The organism is Actinoplanes sp. ATCC 53533 (assembly GCF_003947245.1).
Map to the genome: position 1 here is coordinate 18,181 of NZ_QHHV01000047.1, position 21,230 is coordinate 39,410.

The following is a 21,230-nucleotide window of genomic DNA, read 5'->3' on the forward strand; positions in this document are numbered from 1 at the left end:
GGCGTAGCTGGTCGAACGGCGGCAGGACTTGGTTCGATGAGCGGTGCCGGTTCAGCCGCCGGAGGGAAGTTCGCAGGGCGGTGGCGTGGCGAACCGGCCCAGCGGGGCGCAGACCCGCTGCATGAAGGCCACCGGATCGATGGGCTGGTCGCCCAGGTGGACCTCGTAGTGCAGGTGCGGGCCGGACGAGTGCCCGCTGCTGCCGGAGATGCCGATGACCTGTCCGGCCACCACGTGCTGGCCCACGGCGACGGCGGGCTGGGTGAGCATGTGGCAATAGCGGGTGACGATGACCCCGCCGGGGCCACCGGGGTTGGGGTGTTCGATGTCGACGTACCAGCCGCAGCCCCGGGTGAGCACGGGGTCGCCGTCGCGGTCGCAGCCCCAGTCGGCTCCGGTTCGTACGTCGATGGCGTTGCACCGCACCCGGGTCACGATCCCGCTGGCGGCGGCGTGGATCGGGGTGCCTTTGCCGACGCCGAGGTCGACGCCGTCGTGCGAGGGCCGCTCGGCGGTGCGGAAGCCGCTGCCGACCTCGGCGATGACCGGCTGGGTCCAGCCGAGCGGGCCGACGTTGGCGCTGCAGTCGCCGAGCCCGGCCGTCAGGCCGGTGAGCTTGCCGACCAGGGTGGTCGCGTCGGGCTCCCACTTGGCGTAGGCGTCCGGGTAGGCGCTCTTCTGCACCGCCTGCGCCGCCTGCGTCAGCGGCATCGCCTGCCAGCCGTCCACGCTTTTCAACGCCTGGAAGAACTTCGTGCTGGCGTAAACCGGGTCCATCAGCTGCTCCACCGTGCCCCAGCCTGCGCTCGGGCGTTGCTGGAACAAACCGACCGAGTCGTGGTCGTTCTCGTCGCCCAGATTGGGCAGGTTGGTCAGCTTCGACTCCTGCATCGCGGTCGCCACGGCGATGACCCATCCGCGCGGGGGCATCCCGCGCCTGACGCCGACCGCGATGATCGTCGCCGCGTTGCCGACCTGCTCGCTGCTCCAGTCCCCGATCGGGTCGAACCCGCCGGCGGGTGGAGTCAGGTCCACCGCAGGGTTCGACGTCGAGGCGCTGGGGTCGGCCGGCGCGTAACAGCTGGCGGGCACTGCGGCGCTGCCGCCGACGAACACGGCGCTGAACAGTCCGGAGCACAGCAGCAGCACGGAGCAGACGGCGATCACGAGCCACGTCACGGCGCGCGCGGTCATCGTCGCCTCCCCGGGTGATCGGGTGGCCGTCGGGCCTGGTGGGTAGGCGGTGAGCCGGTGAGCGGTGCCATGAGGAGTCCTTTGCGGAAGGCGCGAACGCAGTGGGGTTCGGCGGCCGGGCGGACGTGTCCGCCCGGCATTGGTGGTTCACCCCGATCGCCCTGCCGAAGGGCTTATCCGGGTTCGTCCAGCGATACGGCCGCGCCGCTGAGCCACCGGGCCAGGTCGTGGGCCTGCGAGGCGGTGAGGCGGGGCAGGCCGTCGATGGGCACGCCCGCGACGCGGGCGGCAGCGGCGTTGCTGGCGCGGATCGCCTCGCGTAGTTCGCTTTCGGTCATGTCCGGCTGCACCGGGATGCCGCCGGCGGTAGCGACCTCCCGCAGGTCGATCGGGCCTATGCCGGCCAGCAGGGCGTCGGCGAGGATGTAGCGCAGCTGGAGCCGGGTGATGCGGTCCCTGTCGTCGTCTGCGGTCATCGCCGCCGCCCCGCATCGGTGGCGGGTGGTGTGTCGTGCCGGGCGTTGCCGGGCAGGCGCCCGACGGCCGCACGCTGGTGGGCCGGCACGGCCGGATGCGTCGCCGTTCGCGGATTACCGGCAGGTGGTGGCGTGGCGTGGTGTGCGCGGGCGGCCCGCCGATCGAGGCCGGGTGCGGCCCGGCTGGCCTGCTGCCGGTGGTCGATGGTGAGGGGCCGGGTAGGTGCTGGTGTCATGACGAGGTGGTGCCTCCGTCCGATGTGGGGGTGCGCGCCGTCGAGACCCGGTGAGTAGGCCTCGACGGCGTCCTGGGCTGAACGAGTTGTTCGCGGCCGGGGACCGTGCCGGGGCCGAGGTGGTCGGCTCGGGAGGTCAGCGGGCGAGGACGGCGACCTTTTCGCCGTGCAGCAGTGGGGCGCCGTCGGGGCCTTTGATGTAGGCGTTGATCCAGATCCGGTACGGTCGGCCGTCTTTGTCGTGCAGGCGTCGCCAGTGGCCGCGTACGGCGAACCGCACCCGGTAGTGCCACTTGGCGTCGTCATCGCCGCGGTCGGCGGCCTGGCTGGTGCGGCGCAGCATGACCACCCGCGTGTTGTGCACGATGGATGCGCGGTTGGCGCGGCGGCGGGCGGGCCGTTCCAGCGGCGGTTGGGCGAGGGTGGCGAGGGGTTGGGCGCTGATGCGCCAGAACGCATAGGCGATCCGGACGCACACCTTGGTGGGGGTGCTGGTGGTTTCGAGGACGTAGCGGCCGTCCGGGGCGTTCTGCCAGTCCTGTTCAGGCTCGGGGGTGTCGCTCCAGGCGACGCCTTGCACCGGTGCGCCGATGGGTAGCTGGTCGAGGTCGAGGAACAGGTACGGGCTCAGTGCGGTGGCCAGCGCGGGCTGCTGGGCGACGTGCTGCCGGATGGCGGCGAGGGTGGGGTCGTGCGGGTCGTTGAGGTCGGCCCAGGCGGCGATCCGCCAGACCGGCGGTCCGTTGCCGATGGGCGCCGCGCGGGTCCAGGTGATGGCGCCGACGGAGTGGATGGTGCCGTCGTCGTGGCGCTGGTAGATCGGCTCCGGGAGGAACAGCACTCCGGTGTCGGTGGGTGCGATGTCGTCGGTGAGGACGTCGCCGGTGAGGTCCAGGGTGTTCGCCGCCGCGGCGATGACCGCGGTCATCGCGGGGGCCAGCACGTAGGGCTCGCCGAGTTGCCATGTGGTGCTGCCGTAGTGGCTGATCTGGGCGATGGCCCGGTCGGTGAAGCGCAGTCCTGGGGTGTTGTCGTCGGAGAGTTGGACGGTGAGCAGGTTGCGGGCGTAGTCGGCGAATCCGGAGGTGCTGAAGTACTCGGTCATGCGGATTTTGAGGTCGACGGCCTCCCGGGCGTAGCCCGCGAGGGTGGACTCGTGTTGGAAGCCCACAGCGGCTTCTCCTCGTCTTTGTGCGGGGCCGTGTGCGGGGCGCGTTCAGCGGGCGAGGACAGCGACCTTCTCGCCGTGCAGCAGTGGGGCGCCGTCGGGGCCTTTGATGTGGGCGTGGATCCAGATCCGATATGGCTGGCCCTGCTTGTCGTGCAGACGCCGCCAGTGGCCCTTGACGACGAACCGGACCCGGTAGTGCCACTTGGCTTCGCCGTCGCCGGGTTCGCCGATGGGGCTGGTGCGGCGCAGCATGACCACGCGGGTGTCGTGCACGATCGAGGCACGCGCGGCCCGTCGGCGGGCGGGCCGGTCCAGCGGTGGTTTCGCGGCGATGGTGATGGGTTGGGCCTGGATGCGCCAGAAGGCGTACAGGATCGCGGTGGCGACGCCGGTACGCATGCCGTCGTCGAGGATCACGTACCGGCCGTCCGGGGCGCTTTGCCAGTCCAGGTCGTCCTCGTCGACCGGCGGGGTGTCCGGTGCGGCGGGAACGGGCCGGGCGAGCGGGAGGTAGTCGAAGTCGTTGAGCAGGTACGGGCCGAGGCCCGCGCGCAGGTGCGGCGCGGCTTGCAGGGTTTGGCGGATGTCGGCCGCGTTCGGGTCGTCGGGGTCGTGCAGCGGCGAGTGGGAGCAGATCAGCCAGAACTGCTGGCCGCTGTGGGCGGTGGCCAGCGTCCAGGTGAGCGCGCCGATCGCGGCGACGGTGCCGGTGGGCCGGCGGTGATAGATCGGCTCGGGCAGGAACAGCACGCCGGTGTCGCACGGGGCGGCCTCGGCGGTGAGCAGGTCACCGGTGAGGTCGAGGGCCTCGGCGGCGGCGGCGATGATCGCGGTCATCGCCGGGGCGAGCACGAAGCTGTCACCGTGCGCCCACGCGGCTCTCGTGGCGCGGCCCACCGCGTCGACCATGCTCTCGACCACGGTGGTCTTGTCCTGGTGCTCGAGCATGGCCGGCATGACGCGGCTGGCGAGCAACTCGCGAAGGTAGGTGAGGTCCGTGGGAGTGGCGCTGACCTCGGCCATGTGGATGCGCAGGTCGACAGCGGCGCGGGCGTAGCCGGCCAGGGTGGTTTCGGTGTGGAAACTCAACGGGCACCTCCGGGCAGGGCAGGTCCGGCGGCGCGGGCGCGCCGCCGATTGGATCGATGTCGGGGCGGCGCAAAAGGGGGTTGTCGACACAGCGGTTAGGCGGCCCGCCCAGCGGCGGGGCGGCGCAGCGGTGGTGGCCACGCGTCGCGCGGGTACAGCGACGCGGCACCGGTCGGCTGTGCGACGGCGGCTGCCGCGCCGATCAGCGCGGCCCGGCCGGTACCGGCCGTAGGTACCGTGGCGCGGCCTCGCGCGGTCGGCGTCCGCCGGTGGGCCGCGAGGGACGCCCTGTGCGCGGCGGTGGCCGGGGGGCACGGGTAGCTGTGCTGGTCGGTGCAGAGCAGGCTGGTGCAGCGGCCGTCGGGGCCGGGTTGGTGGGCGGCGGCGACGTCGACGGCGAGGCGCCACAGCAGCAGGTCGCCGACGCTGTCGGGCACCGGCGGGCGGGCCGAGGGATGCGGGCTGGGGTCGCGCATGACACTGGGCCCTTTCGCGGCGGTCGACACGTCCGTGAGGGGTCACCACCCGGGTGGCGCCGGGGTTCCCGGGAACCAGCAGGGAGACGTTCTCGGGATCCCACCCCGGGTGATGACCAGGACAGATCGACGCTCGCCTTTCGACAAATCGCAAGTCGGCCGCGAAGGCTCGGGTCAGTCCTGCGGCTGCCAGGTCGGGCGGTGGATCCCGACCACGTTCGGGTTGATGACCCAGTAGCCCTCACAGCCGATCACCACGACGGCGCCGAGCACGGAATGGCCGTCGTCGTCCGGCTCCGGTATCTGGCCGCACTCCGGGCAGATCGGCGACACGTAGGGGTCCAGGGCCGGGTCGCGCCGCATCAACGCCGTGATGACCGCGGCCAGGTAGGCGGCCCGTTCGCGGGCCGCAGGGTCGGTGCGCTGCCACTCAGCCGGTTCCGCCGAGGGCGGCGCGACGGTGTTGTCGTGCGCATTGTTGAGAAGCGTGACGCTGGCCTGGTCGGCGACGAGTTTCCGTTCGACATCGGCGCGGAGTTGCTCGGCGGTGCGGCCGTCGGCGAGTTCGATCGTGACCAGCAGGTGAACTGTTCTGGGCATGCGATGTCAGGCCTCCTCGGGCATGGGGCGACGCGGGTTGGCGGTGGAGGGCGGGACACCCTTGTCCGGCGTGGACAGTTGGCGTGCCGTGTCCGTCGCCGTGTGGGCGGCAAGGAGACGGCCGGCGGCCCCGGCGGGTGGCGGCTTGGTGCCCGGGGTTCAGTTGGTCGGGTCGTACCAGAGGTGCTCCGTGGTGGGGCAGGTCTGGTCGTGCACCCGCAGGAGGGTGTCGGCGATCGGGTCGGTGAGCCGAGTCAGGCGCAGCACCAGCCACACGGCGTCGGGTCCGCCGCGCCCGATGACGGTGCTGAACGTGTCCGGGTGCGCGTGCTGCAGCGCGTCGAACGCGGACCGGTGTGCGGCGGTGTTGCCCGGCCGGTAGGCGTCCCAGCAGGTGAAGTGAGACAGGTCGAGATAGCGTGGCCCGAACACCGACAGCACCCCGGCGGAGAACTGTGGCCCGTAGGCCAGCAGCGGCAGGCCGGGGATGATGCTGGTGCGCTCGCGGACGGTCAGCGGGATGCGTCCAGCGAGCCGCCACCACGGTGCGGGCATGTCGTCGCCCTCGGCGAGGGTGTAGTCGTCGTCGATCGTCACTGGTGCCACTACTCCTTTGCGCTACGTTCCGGACAAGCGGTTCACCGCGCGCGGCTTCGGGCTCATCGCGCGGCGTTGGTCGTCCGGGGTGTGGCCGGTCGTCTCGGCACGGTGGGGCGAGGAGGTCCTGGCCCGGCGGCACAGGCGAAAGCGGCCGGTCCAGCCGCTGCCGCCGGACGGATGTCGTCGCGTCGGCGCGGGCTGGACCGGCCAAAGGGGAGAGATGTCGCTGGTGCGGGGTTCAGCCCGCGGTGGTCGGCTCCGGCTCGGGCGTGTCCTGCTCGCCGGGCTCGCCGGCGGGCTTCGAGTCGGTGGTGGGCTGGTCGTCGGTGTCGGGTTCGGTGCCGGTGACCTGCGGGTCGGTTGCCGTGCTGCCCATGGGCACTCCTCGTGATGTTCGGCCGCCCTGGCGGGTCGGCCCTGGTGGGTGCCCATGGACGCTCGTCTTTGCTCCCGTGGTCAAGTCGTCCCATGGTCAAATCGGACGACGCGGCTGCATCCGAGGCCGTGTCAGTCGGCGCAACCGCGCTGACATCCGGCTGGGTCGCATTGCCGGCCCTGCGCCATGCGGATCAGTGCCCGGCGGGGCTGGCGGTCCTCGACTGTCTCGGCGAGCCGCCAGCCGAGCCCATCGGCGAACCGCCAGCCGAACCCGTCGGCGAACGCTTTCACCTTCGGCGCCCCATAGCAGGGGTAGCCGGCGGCGTGCATGGCTGCGACGACGTCGTCGCGGCCGAGCAGCCATGCCAGTTCGGCGAGTTTGACGGTCGAGCGCCAGGCCGAGTTGCTGCGATGGTCGATGATCTTGTCGATGGCAAACTCGAGGTACGCGCGTGCCTGTGACTCCAGGTCCACCGTTTGCCGCCACTTGGTGCGGGTGACGCTCGGGTGCAGGAACGGGCGGGCGTGGTCGAAGTCGAGCGCTGGGAGCAGCACTTCCTCCTGGAAGCCGTAGAGGTCCTCGCCACCGGCGCGGACCTGCTGCAGCCGGGCGACGATCTCCTGCTGAGTACGGGCCGGCATCATCGCTCCAGTCCGCTGTCATCGCGGGCGGGGTCAGGTCCCTCGGCGGGGCCGAGGTCGGCGATGACGTCGGCGGCACCGGGCTCGAACAACCGGGACAGACCGGCGCGTGCCCGGCGGGTGGGGTCGAGGGGGCCCATCACGCCTCCTGGCCGGTGCGCAGCCGGATCGCCTCGGCCACGTCCTCGGCGCTGGGCCGGCGACGTCCCCCGAGGTCAGCGACGGTGAGGGCGAGCCGCAGGACGTGCACGCTGCCGCGCTGCGACAACGCCCCGGCCCGGACCAGGTCGCGTAGCGGCGCGAACCGGCCGCCTGGGACCAGGGCCAGGGCAGCCTGCAGTTCCTCGGCGGTCGCCTCGGCGTTGGTGGCCCAGGGCTGGCCGGCCCACCGGGCCGAGGCCGCGGCGCGGGCGGCGACCACCCGGGCGGCGACCACCGCCGTCGACTCCCCGACCGGCTGGCCGGCGGCCACCTGCGCCAGCGGGGGCGGGAAGGCGTGGATGTCGACCCGGTCGAACAGCCGCGCCATGCGGACCCGTGCCCGGGGGCCTGCTGCGGGCGAGCATCCGCAACTCGCGGTATCGGACGCCGTGCGGTGACCATGCGCCGACATCACAAGCTGCATGCGGGCGGGATAGCTGACGCGTGTCCCGGCACCGAGCAGGGTGACGCGCCGCTGGTCCAGCACCGTGCACAGCGCGTCCCGGGCGAAGCTGGACAGCTCGCCGGCGTCGTCGCAGAACAGCACCCCGCCGTGCGCCAGGCCCACGGCACCCGGCCGGTGCAGGGTGCCGGTCAGGGCGGGGCGGCTGATCGTGTGGTGCACCGCCTGCCAGGGCGGGCGGTGCCGCACGATCGCCTCCGGCGGCAGGGTGCCTGCGGTGCGGTGGGCGGCGGCGACCTCGCCGGCGGTGCCGGGGTCGAGGTCGGGCAGCAGACCGGGCAGCCGCTCGGCGAGCATCCCCGCCCCGCCCTGCGGCGGGCCGGTCAACAACAGGTGGTGCCCGCCGGCGGCGGCGACCTCCAGGATCCGCCGCGCTGCGCTGTGGCCAGCGGGCAGGTCGGCGAGGTCGGCGCCCGGCCACGGGGGCGCGGTCGGCCACGCCTGCGGGGTCAGCAGCGGTACGTCGCCGCGCAGCGCGGCGACCAGCGCGGCGAGGGTCCGGGCGGTGGACACCTGGCCGCGGGCCGCGAGGGCAGCCTCGGCGAGGTCGCCGGGCGCGACGATCGCGTCGGGCGGCCCGGCGTGGGCCACGGCCGCCAGCCGGATCGCCAGCTGCGAAGCCGGCTGCAGGGTGCCGTCCAGGCCGAGTTCCCCGATCCACAGGGTGCAGGGGATCCGGTCCGCGGGGATCTGGCCGCTGGCGGCGAGCAGGGCGACGGCGAACGCCAGGTCGAGGCCGCTGTCCCCGGCCGACAGGCCGTGGGGTTCGACGCTCAGGGTGATCGGCTGCTGGGGCCAGACGCAGCCCGCAGAGTTCTTGATCGCGGCGTAGACACGGTCGCGGGTGGTCCGGGCGTCCTGGTCGGGCAGGCCCGTGATGGTGGTCGATCGCTGGTCGGTGGCGGGTACGGCGAGGATGCCGACGAGGCGGGCGTGGCCGGTACGTGCCGCCGCTGGCACCATCACCGGCTGGATGCCGTGCATGGTTTCGGTCATGGCGGGTGTCCTTTCTACGCAGGGTGGTGCACGCCGGGACGGTCCCCGGCGTGCACCGTGTGGGGTGGGGCGAGGTACGCCGGGATCCGGCTGAGGTGACGGGACCGGCGTGGGCGGCGACCCCCGTCGGGCTACCCGGGGTGTTCGCGCGGCGCCGAGGGCCGTCCTGCACCGGGCACGTCCGTAGGCCCGGACGTGCAGCGACCAGCTGGAACTGCCGGCACCGGCGCAAAGCGCGGTGACGTAGCAGCCATCCGCCGTCGATGGCGGGTGGACGAGATGCCTGGTAGCGCACCGGCAGCACCGCCGATGCGGTCGTCACCGCACCGCATCAGCTCGGTGGCCGTTCCGATGGCGCGGACAGCGGGTTCGGGCGGCGATCACGCACATGCTTCTTTGGCGACAGTGCCGGTGCTGGCGCCCGTCCATCGCGGTCAGGTGACCGTCAATGTCCGTTCGATACGGTCGGTTTGTCGAGGCCGAGCCGTTGCCGTTCGAGCGCCACCAGGGTCCGCGCGGGGGCCTGCCAGCTGTCGTCGCCGGTCGGGCTGGGTGTCGTCCCGGCAGTCAGGGCGTGCAGGGCGGGGATCTGCGCGGCGTAGGCGCCGCCGAGGGTCTCCAGGTCGGTGCAGGCGCGGGTTACCGCGTCGCGCATCTTCTTCGCCCACCGGCCGGGTTTGCCCCAGTTCTGCCGGGGTCGGCCGTGCATGGCGCCTTCGCACAGGTGGTAGGCCAGCCACACGACCGGCGGGTGGACGCCGGCCGCCTCGGCGAGCAGGGCGACCTTGTCGTAGTCCCACGGCCCGCCGCCTTGGGTCTTGCGGTAGCCGGCGGTTTTCGGGTTGGTCAGCGTGCGCCAGTAGCCGATATGCACTGCGGTGGAGGCCACGAGGTCTTTCTCGCTGGCGAACGTGCCGGCGGCCAGCGCGTGCGCCAGCCGGTCGGTGAGCAGGTGGGCCAGCTCGCGGCGCACCGCCGGGACGGCGGGGTCGTCCGCGGCGGCAACCCGCCGGCGCGTCGTGGGTGCCGGGTCGGGCAGGGCGGCGGGGGTGGGCAGGTTGCCGCCGTCGGCGAGGTGGCCCAGCATCAGCGCGGCGAAGCAGGTGAGCAGCCGTTCGAAGCCGCGGGTGCGGTCGTGGTAGTCGTGGATCGCGACCCAGCGGCCACCGCCGCGGTGCCCGACCCGGTGCGCCGACTCGTGCACCAGTGTCTCGAGGGCCTCGTGCCGGTCGGCGAGGGCGTCGCGGTGGATGGCGACATCCCCGCTGCGCGGGACATAGAACCCGTGTGCGCAGGGCGCTTCTTCGCTCTCGCTGTACACCCGAACCCGGTCCAACGCGAACGGCCCGATCGCAGCGCGGACCAGCCGACATCCCTCGGCCAACACCGCCCGCTCGTGCGGCGTCAGTGCCTTCTCGGCGACCCAGGTGGTCTTGCCTTTCGTCCGCTCGTAGTGCCGGGTCTGCCGGGCCCTGGCGATCTCGACGCCGAGCAGGTCCATGACGTGTCGCTGCTGGTAGTCGGCCAGACCCTTGGCGGCCACCTCCTGGTAGCCATGATCGACCAGAGCGAGGGCGGCCTCTTCGTTGCCGGAGGCCGTGTAGTACGTGTCGGCGGGCAGATGGGCGCGGGCCCACGCCCGCCACGCGGCCCGGGCGCGGGGCGCCGTGACCTCGGGGAAGAACTGCTCCTGTTCCCGTAGCCGGCCGCCGTCGAGCACGTGCCGGGCGAACCGGTCGATGACCTGCGGGTCCTCGCTGGCGGCGAGGATCGCGCGGACCGCGTCGCGCAGGGCGCCGGCCTCGATGACGGTGCGGTCACGGTTCTGCAGGCCCTTGCTGTCCAGCGGCAGATCGTAGGAGCCCAGGAAGCCGGTGACGGTGCTGACCAGCACGCCGCCGATCCACACCCGGCCGGGCTTACCGCCCAGCACGCACGCTCCCGGTGTCGTGGGCGGCTGGTAGCCGGGTTCGGCCAGGGACCGGAACCGCCCGATAGCCTCCTCGGCGAGCTCCTGCTTGCACGCGACGGTGATGACCGTGCCGCGGGTGCGGTCGGTGCGGTACAGGTGGTAGACGAGCACCTCCGCGCCCCGCTCGGACCGTGACGGGACCAGGCCGCCGAGCAGGCGGCGCGGCTCGACGGTCGGGATGAACCCGTAGCCCACCGTGTCGAACCGCACGGCACCGATCTGGGCGCTGCGGGACAAGACCAAGGCAGCGAGCTTTTTTCCCTCCCCGAACTGGCCGATCTGCTCGTCGGTCTTGGTGGAGTGGCCGAGGATGAGTCCTTCCTCGGGGATGCCGGGGCCGTCGTCGGTGATGGTGAGCAAGCCGTCGGCCCAGCCGACGCGCGCGTTCGAGTCCTCGTCGAGGGCGTTGGCGATGAGCTCGCACATCGCGCGCACCTCTGTCCAGGACTTCACGTACTCCGGCGAGATGGGGTACGCGATCTCGTCGAGGATGATCGGGTCCGGCGCGGCGATGGTGCTGCCGGAGGGGTGGGGTGGGGTCTGCACGGCGGGATTACCGTTGTCCACTGTGGTCTCCTGAAAGGGGTGGGGTGCTGGTTTTGGACGCGCGGGAGCCCGGTCCGTGGGGCTTCGGGGTAGGTCTGCACGCGCGCTCGGCGACGGGCGGGAGCGCCGGGGACCGGCGAGGGCTGGCTGGTGGTCGCTGGGCATGCGGGCTTCGGGTCAGGAAGCGGGCTGGTGGCCCAGCGCGTGCAGCAGGCCGCGCAGGCCCGGGTAGGTGGCGGGCGTGTCGCCCGGGTCGGGCTCGTCGTCGATCACCGTGAAGGCGTGCTGCTCGTGGGGCAGCCGGGAGAGCTGGTAGACGCGGCCGTCGGTGTCGACGGCGTCGACCCGGCGGATCGCCGCGACGCTGACGGTGTCGGGGTCGGTGAGGATGTCGTCGTAACAGACGGCCAGGGCGATCAGGCGCGCGTCGGGTCCGAAGTCGTCGTGGTGGGTGATCGGGCGGGTCGGGTCGACCGCGCCGGCGGCCAGGTCGTCGAGGACGGCAGCGACACCGCCGGGGTGCGCGGTCCACAGGTGGTCGGGCAGGTCGATCGGGGTGGAGCGCAGGTGCCGCGCGTCGGGGACCTGCGGGTGGGCGGCGGGCCGGTCCTGGATGAGCAGCAGCAGCGGGTGGCCGCGCCAATCGGCGGATCCGGTGGCGGCGATCAGCTCACCAGTGATCGCGTGGGTGGTGCGGAAGGACAACACGGGGATACTCCCTGCGTGAGGTGTCGCCGGATGGCGGGATCGACACGGCCGGGCCGCGTCCGCGAGTCAGTGGGTGCGCAGGTTGCGGGCGAGGGTGCGCAGGACTTCGACGGTGCCGCTGTCGTCGCCCGCGCCGGGGGCGTAGACGGTGACGGCACCTGCGGGCGCCCCGGGTAGGCGGGTGAGGATGTAGGTCCGGTCGTCGAGATCGACGGCGTCGATGAAGCGCACCTGCTGCGGGCCGAGTTCGGCGTCGATGACGACGTCGGTGTGCAGGAACACCCAGGCCAGCAGCCGGACATCGCCGGTGGCGGTGGCGAGCCTGGCCTGGATCACCGGGTCGTGCAGGTCGGCGCTGGCCTTGCGCAGGGCGGCGACCGTGCCATCGGGGTGGTCCCAGGCATCGGGCGGGACCGGGGCGGGATTCATCCCGAGGTGCCGGGCGGTCGGATCGGGGTGCCCCTGGACGGGCCGATCGAGCAGGATGGCGAGCAGGTTCGGCGCCGGGTGGGGGAAGGCGCGCTGGGCGTGCTCGTCGATGCCGTTGAGGCAGTGAATGATCGCTTGTTGCTGGATGTCGGTGAGCATGAGCGTCTCCAGGAAAGTGTCGGTTCGGATTCAGACGGATCGGAGCGATCCGGAAGGTGCGGCGGCCGGGCGACGCACGGGCGTTCAAAGCCGCCGGGGCTGGCGGCGTTCACGAGGAGGTTTGAACGCCCGGTCGTACCCCGGTCAGGGGTCCAGCCGATCGCCGCCACCGGTGCGGCGGCGGTCGCGGCAGCGCTGCGCGGGCCGGTCGACGACCTCCCGGTCGGCGGGCACGCGGTGGTAGGCGGCGACACCACCGCCAGCGTCCTTCGCGTCGTACATCGCCAGGTCGGCGTAGTGCAGCAGCTTGCGGGCGGTCCAGCCGAGGCGGCTGCTGACGTGCCCGACGCTGGCGCCGACCTCGAAGGTGTCCTCGGCGATGGTGAACGGTGCGCCGGTGATCAGCGTCCAGATCTCGTGGGCCACGGCGGCGGTGGTGTCGGCGTCGCCGTCGACGACGACCACGAACTCGTCGCCGCCGAGCCGGCCGGCCAGTCGTACCGGAGCGGGCAGTGCCTGCAGCAGCCGGGCGACCTCCCGCAGCAGGTCGTCGCCGCCGGCGTGGCCGAGGGTGTCGTTGACCGCCTTGAAGCCGTCGAGGTCGAGCAGGATGACCCCGACGGATTCGGTGCGCATCGTCGCCTCACGCAGGTGGGCGAGGACGCCACGACGGTTGGCCAGGCCGGTCAGCGCGTCGTGGGCGGCCCGATACTCCGCGGCGGCCAGCCGGCGGCGCAAGGAGCGCAGGTGGGGGCCGAACAGGACGAGGGTGGCCAGGACGCCGCAGGCTGCGGCGGCGAGGTGGCTGAGGATGAGAGACACTGTCGGGGCTCCTTGCGTTCGAAGGAGCACCGGAGGCGGGCGTGAGGCGACCAACTTCGACGCCCGCCTCCGGGCACCGGTACGGCAGGATCGGGGAAACAGGCGCCCGCTGCGCGTTGCCCCTCGGCGGGGGTCTGCGGGGCCTTACGGGTTGGCCGGCAGGGCCTTGGCGAACTTGAAGGTGGCCGGCCGCTCGTTGACCTTGGTCATGTGGCCGCGGTCGACGAGCCGCTCGCAGGCGAGCACGACTGCGCCGGGGCTGGCGATTTTGTAGTTGCGGCCGTCGGCGTCGTCGGCCTTGTCGATCAGCCGCGCCAGGTCGGTCACCTTGTACTCGGTGTCCGGGTTGGCCTGCACGACGCGCATGGCTGTGCGGTCGAGCGCACCGGAAGGCCGTCGGATCCGGCCGCCCTCCGGGGGCGTGGCCGAGGCGGCCGGTTGCGGGGCCGGTGCGCTGTCGTCGTTGACCTGATCGATCGCGGCGGCGTCCGGCTGCGGCGCGGCGTCCGGGGCCGGCGGGTCCGCCGGGGCGTCGGCGTTGTCCGCGTCAGCCGGTGCTGCATCGGCTGTGCCGCTACCAGCGGGCTCATCCCGTTCGGGTTCGACCGGCTCGGAGGTGGCCGTGTCGCTGTCCGCGGGAGCGGGCGTAGCGACAGAAGTCGTCGCCTCGTCGGCGTCGCCGCCGTCGGTGCTCTCGTGGGAGCCGGTCGGCATAGCCGGCTCGGCGGCCTCGCCCGTGGTGATGTCGGCCGGTGCCGTTTCAGAAGGCGTTGCGGCGTCGGCGAATTGGGCCGGTGTCGCGGTGCTGGCCCGACCGGCGTCGGTCAGCCGCCACAGCGTCTGGCCGGTGTCGTGCCGGAATCGTTCGGCCAGCCCGGCGGTCTCCCAGGAGCGAAGCTTCGGGTTCACCGTGGAATAGGCGATCCCGACCTTCTTGGCGATGGCGGCGGGGGTGGCGTCCAGGCCGAGTTCCGCGATCGCGGCCAAAACGGCAAAGTTGCTGTTCGCCGGCTCGGCCTCGTCGGACTCACCGGTCGTGCGGTCGCGAGATTCGTCGGTCATCGCTGGTCCCTTCTGGTCGGTTGGCAGGAGAGGAGTGCACTGATCCACCCTTCAAAGAAGGGATTGATCAAGTCGGATGCGCGTCGTGTGTCCGGCGCGTGAGGAGTCACAGGTGTGATTGCCAGCGATAGATGGCGGTTACCAGCGATAGATGGCGGGACGGCGCTGCCGGCGTCTCGCCGGTTCTCTGCCGTCTCGTTCGTAAACGGCCCCGATCGAAGGACTCAGCCGGCGTTACTGGCGCGGCAGCTGGCCGTTGTCGATGTGTTCGCCGAGTTGTCGGATGAACGGATCGAGGCGGTCGCGGAGTTGTCGGAAGTGGCCGTAGGGCGAGGGGCGTAGCAGGTGCTGCCAGCGGGTGTGGACGTAGTGGACGTCTTCGCCTCCGGGCCGGGTGGCGTGGACGTCGGGGCGGACGGCGGGGGCGTAGATGTGATCGCCGTGGGTCAGTTCGGTCCAGGCCCAGGTGCTGGCGAGTCGGCGTTTGCCGTCGCCCCAGTGGGTGTGCGGCACGAGGCGGTTCTTGATCAGTTGGCCGGGCAGTCCGTCGATGAGTTCCTGCCATTGGCCGGGAGGGATCTCCCAGGTGCGCAGTGCGTCGCGACGCCGGCCGTAGTCGGTCAAGCCCGCAGTGGTGTCAAGGTGTTCGATGAGGTTGCCGACGGCGTGGTCGAACGCCTTGTGGCGGGAGGTGGCGGCCAGCGCCCGGTGGGTGACGCGTAGCGCGTTGTCGGCGGCGAGGCGGGGGATGCCGAGCTGGTTCGCGGCGTCGATGAGGGTTCGGCCGGTCGTGGCGTGCGCGAGCCGGATCACGAGGACGTGCTCCAGCAGCCGCGACTTGAGGTCGGTGAACTCGTCGAGGTAGTTGAGCCACTGTTCGGGTGGGCGCTGCGGGATGTGCTGGATGCCGAAGCGGACCGGCAACGGCGCAGGTAGGCGCCGACGGGTGGAGTAGTGCGGGACGCCGGTGCGTTTGATGACGTGCAGCGCGCCGACTTCGGGACCGAGCGCGGCCTGCACCCCCGGTGAGCAGTAGCCGTCGCCGGGTAGGAACTTCCTGACCCACGGGCGGGTCCCCGGCTGGTTCTCCAGCAGCGGAGCGACGATGTCGCGGGCCGAGTCTGGGCTGTCCGCGTCGGTGATGCGGGCTGCTGCGGTGAGAAGCGCCGCGGCGGTGGCGGCGTCGGCGGGTGGCGCGTCGTATAGAGCGTTGTCGCGGGGGTATCGCCGCTCGCGACGGTCTTGGTTGATCTGGCGTTGGACGTTCTCGGCGTGCCGGTCGATGAGGCCGGCGGCGTCCTCGGTGTCGACCAGGTGCCGGCCGGTGGGCCAGGAGGCGGTGATCAGGCAGGTGAGGATCCGCAGGTCGGTGACGTACTGGCTGGAGGTGGCCGGACCACCGGCGCTGATCGTGGTCGCGTCGTCGGCGCTGAGCAGGGTCAGCAGCCGGTGTTGCAGGGCGAGCGGCGCCGCAAGGTCGTGGGTGCTGGTGGCGGCCGGCGCCTGGTCCAGGCGGTGACCGCAGGAGCCGCTGGCTGGTCGCGATCCGGGGCGGTGGGCTCGGCAAGCGGCGGGGTGCAGTGTGCTGTCGCCGCCGCGCGGGATCATCGCCGCGCCAGGGCTGCGCGACAGGGCGGGCTGGCCGCAGGCAGGGCAGGTGTGTGCGAGTAGCCGCTGGTGGGTGGGGCAGGCGAAGACGATCGGGAGGCGCCAGAGTTTGTTCCAGCCGCCGCCGTGATGTTGTTGGATGAGGCTGCCGTCCCCGGCCAGGCAGTGCGGGCAGTACCGGCTGAACCGGGCGAACACCCAGCTTTCGCGGACGAACAGGCCGTGCACGAGGCGCCGCTGATCCCTGCCGGTGCGAGCGAGGTCGACCGGCGGGTAACGGGTGGCCAGGCTGCCCAAGGTCAGGGCGGTGACCTCGGCGGTGTTGAGCCGGGTCGCGTGGGCGAACACGGCGGTCGTTGCCGGGGTCAGGGCGAGCATGGTGCTGGCTCGGGCGGCGTTGGGCGCGAGCGCGAGGCCGGTGGCCTGTTGCAGCCGGGTGGGTGCCAGGCCGAGGCGGTGGGAGAGCCGGAGCAGGTAGCCGGGCAGCGACTCGTCAGGTAGCGGGTCGAGGCTGCGCGGCAGGCGGCTGGTCACGCGGTCGATGCCGTCGGCTGGTCGCCGCTGGTGCCGCCGTGGTCGTCGAAGACGGTGTTACGGCGTTTGCTGCTTTTGCCGCTGCTCGGGGCCGGTCGTGGGGGGATGTCAGGGATCTCGCCTGCGGTGGTGTCGCGGCGGGCCAGGTTGCCGAGGTTGATGGCGATGGTGTCGAGCAGATCGGTGGTCAACTGTTCGGCGCCGGTGTCGATGGCGTGTGCAGCGCCGTCCTCGATGAGCCGTTCGAGGAGGCCGACGATGCCGCCGGTGCGGCGGAACAGGTACTCCGGCATGGCCCCGTCGGTGAGCATGCCCGGCTCGGCGCGCAGCAGCCGCAGGTTGTCCTCGATGCCGGCCAGGTGGGTGACCCAGGCCGCGATGGTCTGCGGGGTGTCGTAGCGGAACGGGTCGAGGTCGATCAGGTCGAAACGGCGTTCGGTCTGGGTGGCCGCTTCGTCGGTGAACGTACGGGCGTGGCGGGGTTGGGCGAAGACGACCTGTCCGGTGGCCCGGTCCCGGCGGCCTTCGCGCAGCAGCCCGGAGGCGGGGATGCCGACACCGACCAGGACCAGGGTCAGGTGCATGCTCATCAACGCGCGGATCAGATCGAGGGCGTCCTGGTCGGCCTCGCGGTGCATCCGCAGCCGGGTGATGTCGTCCAGGATGAGGACCTTGGTGGCGTGGTCGTAAAGCGAGCCACGCACGGCGTGGAGAAGTTGCGGCAGCGTCATGCCCTTGTGGAGTGCGCCGTAGAAGTCGAGGATCGCCTGGCAGACGCTTTTCGGGCTGGCGGTGACCGGCGTCTGCACGTAGGCGACGGCGGCGTGCAGGTCCCGGGTGCCGGGCACCGCGTGCGGGTTGATCTGCTGGTGCAGGTCCAGCCACTGGTCTTCGAACGCGGCGGCGATCTCGCAAACCGTCTCCGTCTTGCCCTGGTAGCCACCGCCGTTGATCATGAGTCCGGCGCGGGTGGTCGGCTTGTGCTTCAGGGCGTTGTTGAACAGCCGGGAGCCCATCACCCGGGCGACCCTCGCGCTCATCGGGGTCTCTTGAATGGGCAAGTTCGCGTGGGTGGCGGCCCGGTGCAGGTCGTGCAGGACCCGCTGTCGCGGACTCAACGTTCGCCACTGCGCCAGCGACAACCGCGGCGCCGGGGTGAAGCCGTGCCGGGTGGTCCGCCACTGGCTCCAACCTTCGGCGGTCTCCCGGGCGATCGCCGGGCCGGGCAGCGTGAACGCCGCGGTGTCCGGCAGCTCGCCACTCATCCGGCCTGCCCCGGCTCGTCCGGCTCGTCGGCGGGAAGCAGGAACAGGCTGCGCCGCCGGAACGCATCACCGAGACGCGGCGGAGGCTGCGGCCGGTCCGGCACCGCGGCCTCGCGGCGCCGTCGACGCTCGGCGTCCACCGCGGTCTGCACCTGCGCGACCCGGCCCGCCGGACGGATCGACACCACCGTCCCCGCATCCTGCCCGGACCCCGGCTCGGCCGCCGGAGACGGCGTCTCGGGGCGGTCGGCGTGCGCGGCGGCGGCCTGTGTCGCCTCCCGCGCGTGCTCGGTGCGGCGCCGTTTACCCGTCCCGGCTGGGCCGGCTTGGGTGGGCCACTGCTGAACCGGCGTGAGATCGGCGAGCAGGTCCAGCAGCAGCGGCAATAACTCCGCGTCCGAGCGCGGTTTCAGGCCGGCCTGGCGGGCGTGCTCGAGAAGCTGCCGGGCTCGGGCGTCGGAGAACGACGGGATCTCGCCCTCGGTCGGCAGACCAGTCCACCGCAAGGTGTGCCACTGCCCGCCAGCGGGGTCGTGGAAGAACACGGTCCGCCGGTCTCGGGGATCTGCCCGCAAGACCCATTTGCCTTTGTGGACGCCGCCTCGGGTCGATGGCTCGTTGCGGTAGTCGTCCAGGCCCGGCCCGTCGTACCACAGTCCGCGGATCTTCACCCCCCGTCGGCCGTGAATGCTGACGTGGTGGGCGGGGAGCAGTTCGTAGTACAACTCCGGCGTGGGGATCTGCAACGCGAACCCGCCCTGGGCCATCGCGGCGGCGAACAAGGTGTTCGGGCTGTGCCGACCTCCGGGATCCCAGGCCGGGGCGTACTGGCCCAACACCCGGTTCTGCCAGATCTTCACCGACCAGGTCGCGACCAGGTGTTCCATCGCCTCGACCGTAAGCACGGCGTCGGCCTCCGGGTCGACACCCCGGTCCGCGACATCGACGCCCTGATAGCCCAGCAAGTGCTCGAACAGCAGGCTCTGTATGGCGCCGAACGCGCGTTCCACTGCCTGCTTATCCGTCGGGCGCAGCACCCGAGCTGGGAGTATGTTCGCGCCGATGACCCGCTGCACTTCCACGAGATTGTGGTTCTTGTAGACGGAGCCGTGGTCGGTCGTAACGGTCTCCGGGGTGAAGAACGGCAACGCGGCGACCGGGTATCCCGCGAACTCGGCCACCACCGCGGCCGGTACTCCCGGATAGGGCCAGATCATGTCGTCGCCCCACCCGTCGCGTAGCGGCAGGGGTGTCATCACGTCGCGCAGCAGCATCGCCACGTCCACCGACGTGTCCGACACCAAGGTCAGCCGGAACGCCACCAGCGAATGCGTGTACACGTCCAACGCGATCGTCAAATGTGTCGATACCGGGTCGCCGAACACGCTCTCGCGGACCTTCACCGGCAGCAGCGTGGTGTCCAACGCGATGACCTGCCCCGGCCGGTGCACCACCACATGGGTTCCGGTGGCCTCGACCGCGGCGGCCGACCGCTGATAGCGCTGCCGGGCACCGCCGGGACCGAACCATTCCCGCCACACCTGCCGCAGCGTCTCGTAGCACGGCACCTGGACCTGCTCGCCGTACTTCTCCCGCACGTACTGGCAGACAAGCCGACGCCGCGCCATCATGCTGATCCGCGACCGGTGCAGAGTCTCGGCCCGCACCGCGAAGACGGCCTCGCGGACCGGCTCGGTGATGCTCGGCCGTCCACCGCTGCGGCGTACCCAACTGCCCAGGATCGCCCCGGCGACACCGAACCGGCGGCAGTCCGCGCCCAACCGCTCCAGCGTGCGCAGGCTGACATGGGCGAACCCGAGCCGCCGCGCGTCCTGCGGATCAAGGGCGTTGAGCTCGGCTACCTTCGCCAGCCGCCGCGCGGTCAACGTCGTGGCGTCCGGGTCATAGCCCGCACGGGGCTCACCCGGACCCGGCCGCAACGGATCACCACCACGGAACCCGGTCTCCACCTCCAGCACGTGCGCCAGCCGCAGCAGCGCCAGCTCCCGCTGATCCCGCGTCAGGTCGGCCAACGTCACCGGTTGCCGGGACCCCGCGCACGTCCCCAGAGTCGTCGCGTTCACCGGCGCGCGGGCTGCCGGGCCGGTCAGCAGGACCCGCACCGTTGTCTGCATCTTCGTACCGTCACCACGGTGCAGCTGGACGTGGCCGTACTCCGGGGCGAACGACTCGACCAGCCACTCGACGTCATCGACCACGACGACGGCGCCGGGCGACAGGTCGAGTAGGCCGGCGTGCTGACTCATCGGCCAGCTCCGGCCGGTGATGCCCACACCTTCGTTGCGTCATTGATCGGGGTCGACAGGTCGATCCCGAGTCGCCGGTGCCAGATGAGGTGCAGTGCATGAGCCCGTGCCACCGCCGGGAGCCGGGTGGCCGCCACGAGATCGCCGAACGATCGCGGACCTGACGCGACCGCCGCGAACAACTCCGACTGCAGGCCCAACGGGTCGCGCAGCGGGCGGCGCTGCGCGGACAGCGTGTCCAGGCTGGTCTGCACGTGTGGCCGCCAGCCGGTGACGACCAGATACCGCCAGCCGGCCGCCAACGCCGCTTCCCTCGCTGCGGTGAAGCACACCCGGTCGTCATCGCCGATCCGCTCACCCGGCCGCACATCGATCAACAGGCCACCTTCGGCCGCCACCGCCAGGAAATCCGGGATGTGCTCCCGCCAACCGGACCCGGTCGCGAACCGCAACCGGAACGGCTGGCCCAACACGTCGCTCACGCCGCCCGCGAAGTCCACCGCGAGCAGCAGCCGCTGCTCGGCGATGCTCTCGAACCCGTGGTGACGGCCGGTCGACACCATGAACTGCAAGCCCGGACGGTGCCGCTGTCCCCGACGCCAGGAGAACCGGCGCACCGGCTCGCACCGCGACGTCGGGATCGAGGCCAAGTCACGCACCGCGCAGAGCACCGAGGCGTCCGATGCCCGCCACTGCGCCCGCCACCGTCCGGTCCACCCGTCAGCCAGAGCCAGCGACCCCCGTGCCCCGTCGAAGCCCGCCCACTGCGTGCACAGACCCGCAAGCCCGCACCGGTCGGACCAGAGTTCTCCACATCTGGCCGTAACGCCTGACATCCATCAATCCAACAAGACTGATGTCTACCCGAGCCGAGGTTTCCGATTCGCGTTGCTTTGCGGCGAGTCGAACAGCGCAACGGGCGCTATCGCGCTCTTCGCACGGAGTGACGCTCTATAACGGTGGATTCCGTCTCGGCTGGCGCACTGGAGTTGCGCTCATGTCTGGAACGGATACGAGATCTCCGCCAGCGGCAGTACCTCAAGGCGACGGTCTCCACGTATAGGCGATGAGCGAAGCCGCATCCCGCCGGGGCTCGCCCATGATCCACACACTCAGGGCCGCTATGGCGATCGGCTCTACAGGCTTCCTATAGAAGGTCCCGGCGGGCCTTGCTGGTCGAGATCCGGTGCCGGCTGAGTCGAGTCGGGTGGCACGGGAGTACGTGGCGCACCCTCGACTGAAGCCGCTGGTGTCTTCGATCGAGTTCCGCGATCACCAGGCGCAAAGCTCTCGACTGGCGCGGAATTCCTCGTCACCTCGTCTGCGCGTTTAGTCA

At 71.7% G+C, this 21,230-nt stretch carries 21 protein-coding genes; all 21 read right to left on the reverse strand.

Annotated elements, in window-relative coordinates; all coding sequences use genetic code 11:
- Positions 1 to 51: 51 nt before the first annotated feature.
- A complete protein-coding gene (locus tag DMB66_RS17205) occupies positions 52 to 1,194 on the reverse strand; it encodes a M23 family metallopeptidase (RefSeq protein WP_125805102.1) in 1,143 nt (380 codons plus the stop codon).
- A 173-nt stretch (positions 1,195 to 1,367) separates the two neighbouring features.
- Positions 1,368 to 1,670 carry a hypothetical protein gene (locus tag DMB66_RS17210; protein ID WP_125805103.1) on the reverse strand — a complete coding sequence of 101 codons (303 nt, stop codon included), beginning with the start codon at positions 1,668 to 1,670 and terminating at the stop codon, positions 1,368 to 1,370.
- A complete protein-coding gene (locus DMB66_RS17215) occupies positions 1,667 to 1,906 on the reverse strand; it encodes a hypothetical protein (RefSeq protein ID WP_125805104.1) in 240 nt (79 codons plus the stop codon). The genes DMB66_RS17210 and DMB66_RS17215 overlap by 4 nt, the downstream gene beginning before the upstream one ends.
- 136 nt (positions 1,907 to 2,042) lie before the next feature.
- Positions 2,043 to 3,077 carry a hypothetical protein gene (locus DMB66_RS17220; protein WP_125805105.1) on the reverse strand — a complete coding sequence of 345 codons (1,035 nt, stop codon included), beginning with the start codon at positions 3,075 to 3,077 and terminating at the stop codon, positions 2,043 to 2,045.
- 45 nt (positions 3,078 to 3,122) lie between these two features.
- A complete protein-coding gene (locus DMB66_RS17225; protein ID WP_125805106.1) occupies positions 3,123 to 4,166 on the reverse strand; it encodes a hypothetical protein in 1,044 nt (347 codons plus the stop codon).
- Between the two features lie 95 nt (positions 4,167 to 4,261).
- Positions 4,262 to 4,642: a hypothetical protein gene (locus DMB66_RS17230; protein WP_125805107.1), complete on the reverse strand. Its 381-nt coding sequence runs from the start codon at positions 4,640 to 4,642 to the stop codon at positions 4,262 to 4,264.
- 174 nt (positions 4,643 to 4,816) lie between these two features.
- Positions 4,817 to 5,242, reverse strand: a complete 426-nt coding sequence (locus DMB66_RS17235) for a hypothetical protein (RefSeq protein ID WP_125805108.1) — start codon at positions 5,240 to 5,242, stop codon at positions 4,817 to 4,819.
- 159 nt (positions 5,243 to 5,401) lie between these two features.
- Entirely contained in the window at positions 5,402 to 5,839 is a 438-nt protein-coding gene (locus DMB66_RS17240) for a hypothetical protein (protein ID WP_125805109.1), read from the reverse strand.
- Positions 5,840 to 6,080: 241 nt separating this feature from the next.
- Entirely contained in the window at positions 6,081 to 6,218 is a 138-nt protein-coding gene (locus DMB66_RS61200; RefSeq protein WP_158647258.1) for a hypothetical protein, read from the reverse strand.
- 131 nt (positions 6,219 to 6,349) lie between these two features.
- Positions 6,350 to 6,862 (reverse strand): hypothetical protein, encoded by a 513-nt coding sequence (locus tag DMB66_RS62590; RefSeq protein ID WP_233624620.1) that lies wholly within the window; start codon positions 6,860 to 6,862, stop codon positions 6,350 to 6,352.
- The gene (locus DMB66_RS61205; RefSeq protein ID WP_158647259.1) at positions 6,862 to 7,002 is read right to left on the reverse strand and encodes a hypothetical protein; all 141 of its coding nucleotides are present in this window, start codon (positions 7,000 to 7,002) and stop codon (positions 6,862 to 6,864) included. The genes DMB66_RS62590 and DMB66_RS61205 overlap by 1 nt, the downstream gene beginning before the upstream one ends.
- Positions 7,002 to 8,522: an ATP-binding protein gene (locus DMB66_RS17245; protein ID WP_125805110.1), complete on the reverse strand. Its 1,521-nt coding sequence runs from the start codon at positions 8,520 to 8,522 to the stop codon at positions 7,002 to 7,004. The genes DMB66_RS61205 and DMB66_RS17245 overlap by 1 nt, the downstream gene beginning before the upstream one ends.
- Positions 8,523 to 8,967: 445 nt before the next feature.
- Positions 8,968 to 11,061, reverse strand: coding sequence for a hypothetical protein (locus tag DMB66_RS17250; protein ID WP_125805111.1), 2,094 nt, complete (start codon positions 11,059 to 11,061; stop codon positions 8,968 to 8,970).
- Between the two features lie 156 nt (positions 11,062 to 11,217).
- Positions 11,218 to 11,748 (reverse strand): hypothetical protein, encoded by a 531-nt coding sequence (locus DMB66_RS17255; protein WP_125805112.1) that lies wholly within the window; start codon positions 11,746 to 11,748, stop codon positions 11,218 to 11,220.
- Positions 11,749 to 11,814: 66 nt separating this feature from the next.
- A complete protein-coding gene (locus DMB66_RS17260; protein ID WP_125805113.1) occupies positions 11,815 to 12,336 on the reverse strand; it encodes a hypothetical protein in 522 nt (173 codons plus the stop codon).
- A 144-nt stretch (positions 12,337 to 12,480) separates the two neighbouring features.
- Positions 12,481 to 13,158, reverse strand: a complete 678-nt coding sequence (locus tag DMB66_RS17265; protein ID WP_158647260.1) for a GGDEF domain-containing protein — start codon at positions 13,156 to 13,158, stop codon at positions 12,481 to 12,483.
- Positions 13,159 to 13,302: 144 nt separating this feature from the next.
- Positions 13,303 to 14,220, reverse strand: coding sequence for a MarR family winged helix-turn-helix transcriptional regulator (locus DMB66_RS17270; RefSeq protein ID WP_125805115.1), 918 nt, complete (start codon positions 14,218 to 14,220; stop codon positions 13,303 to 13,305).
- Positions 14,221 to 14,454: 234 nt separating this feature from the next.
- On the reverse strand, positions 14,455 to 16,362 hold the full coding sequence (locus tag DMB66_RS17275) for a TniQ family protein (RefSeq protein WP_158647261.1): 1,908 nt from the start codon (positions 16,360 to 16,362) through the stop codon (positions 14,455 to 14,457).
- Positions 16,359 to 17,627 carry an AAA family ATPase gene (locus DMB66_RS17280; protein ID WP_125805117.1) on the reverse strand — a complete coding sequence of 423 codons (1,269 nt, stop codon included), beginning with the start codon at positions 17,625 to 17,627 and terminating at the stop codon, positions 16,359 to 16,361. Before DMB66_RS17280 ends, DMB66_RS17275 begins: the two co-directional genes overlap by 4 nt.
- Positions 17,624 to 19,894: a DDE-type integrase/transposase/recombinase gene (locus DMB66_RS17285; RefSeq protein WP_125805118.1), complete on the reverse strand. Its 2,271-nt coding sequence runs from the start codon at positions 19,892 to 19,894 to the stop codon at positions 17,624 to 17,626. Before DMB66_RS17285 ends, DMB66_RS17280 begins: the two co-directional genes overlap by 4 nt.
- On the reverse strand, positions 19,891 to 20,730 hold the full coding sequence (locus DMB66_RS17290; RefSeq protein ID WP_125805119.1) for a TnsA-like heteromeric transposase endonuclease subunit: 840 nt from the start codon (positions 20,728 to 20,730) through the stop codon (positions 19,891 to 19,893). Before DMB66_RS17290 ends, DMB66_RS17285 begins: the two co-directional genes overlap by 4 nt.
- Positions 20,731 to 21,230: the final 500 nt, after the last annotated feature.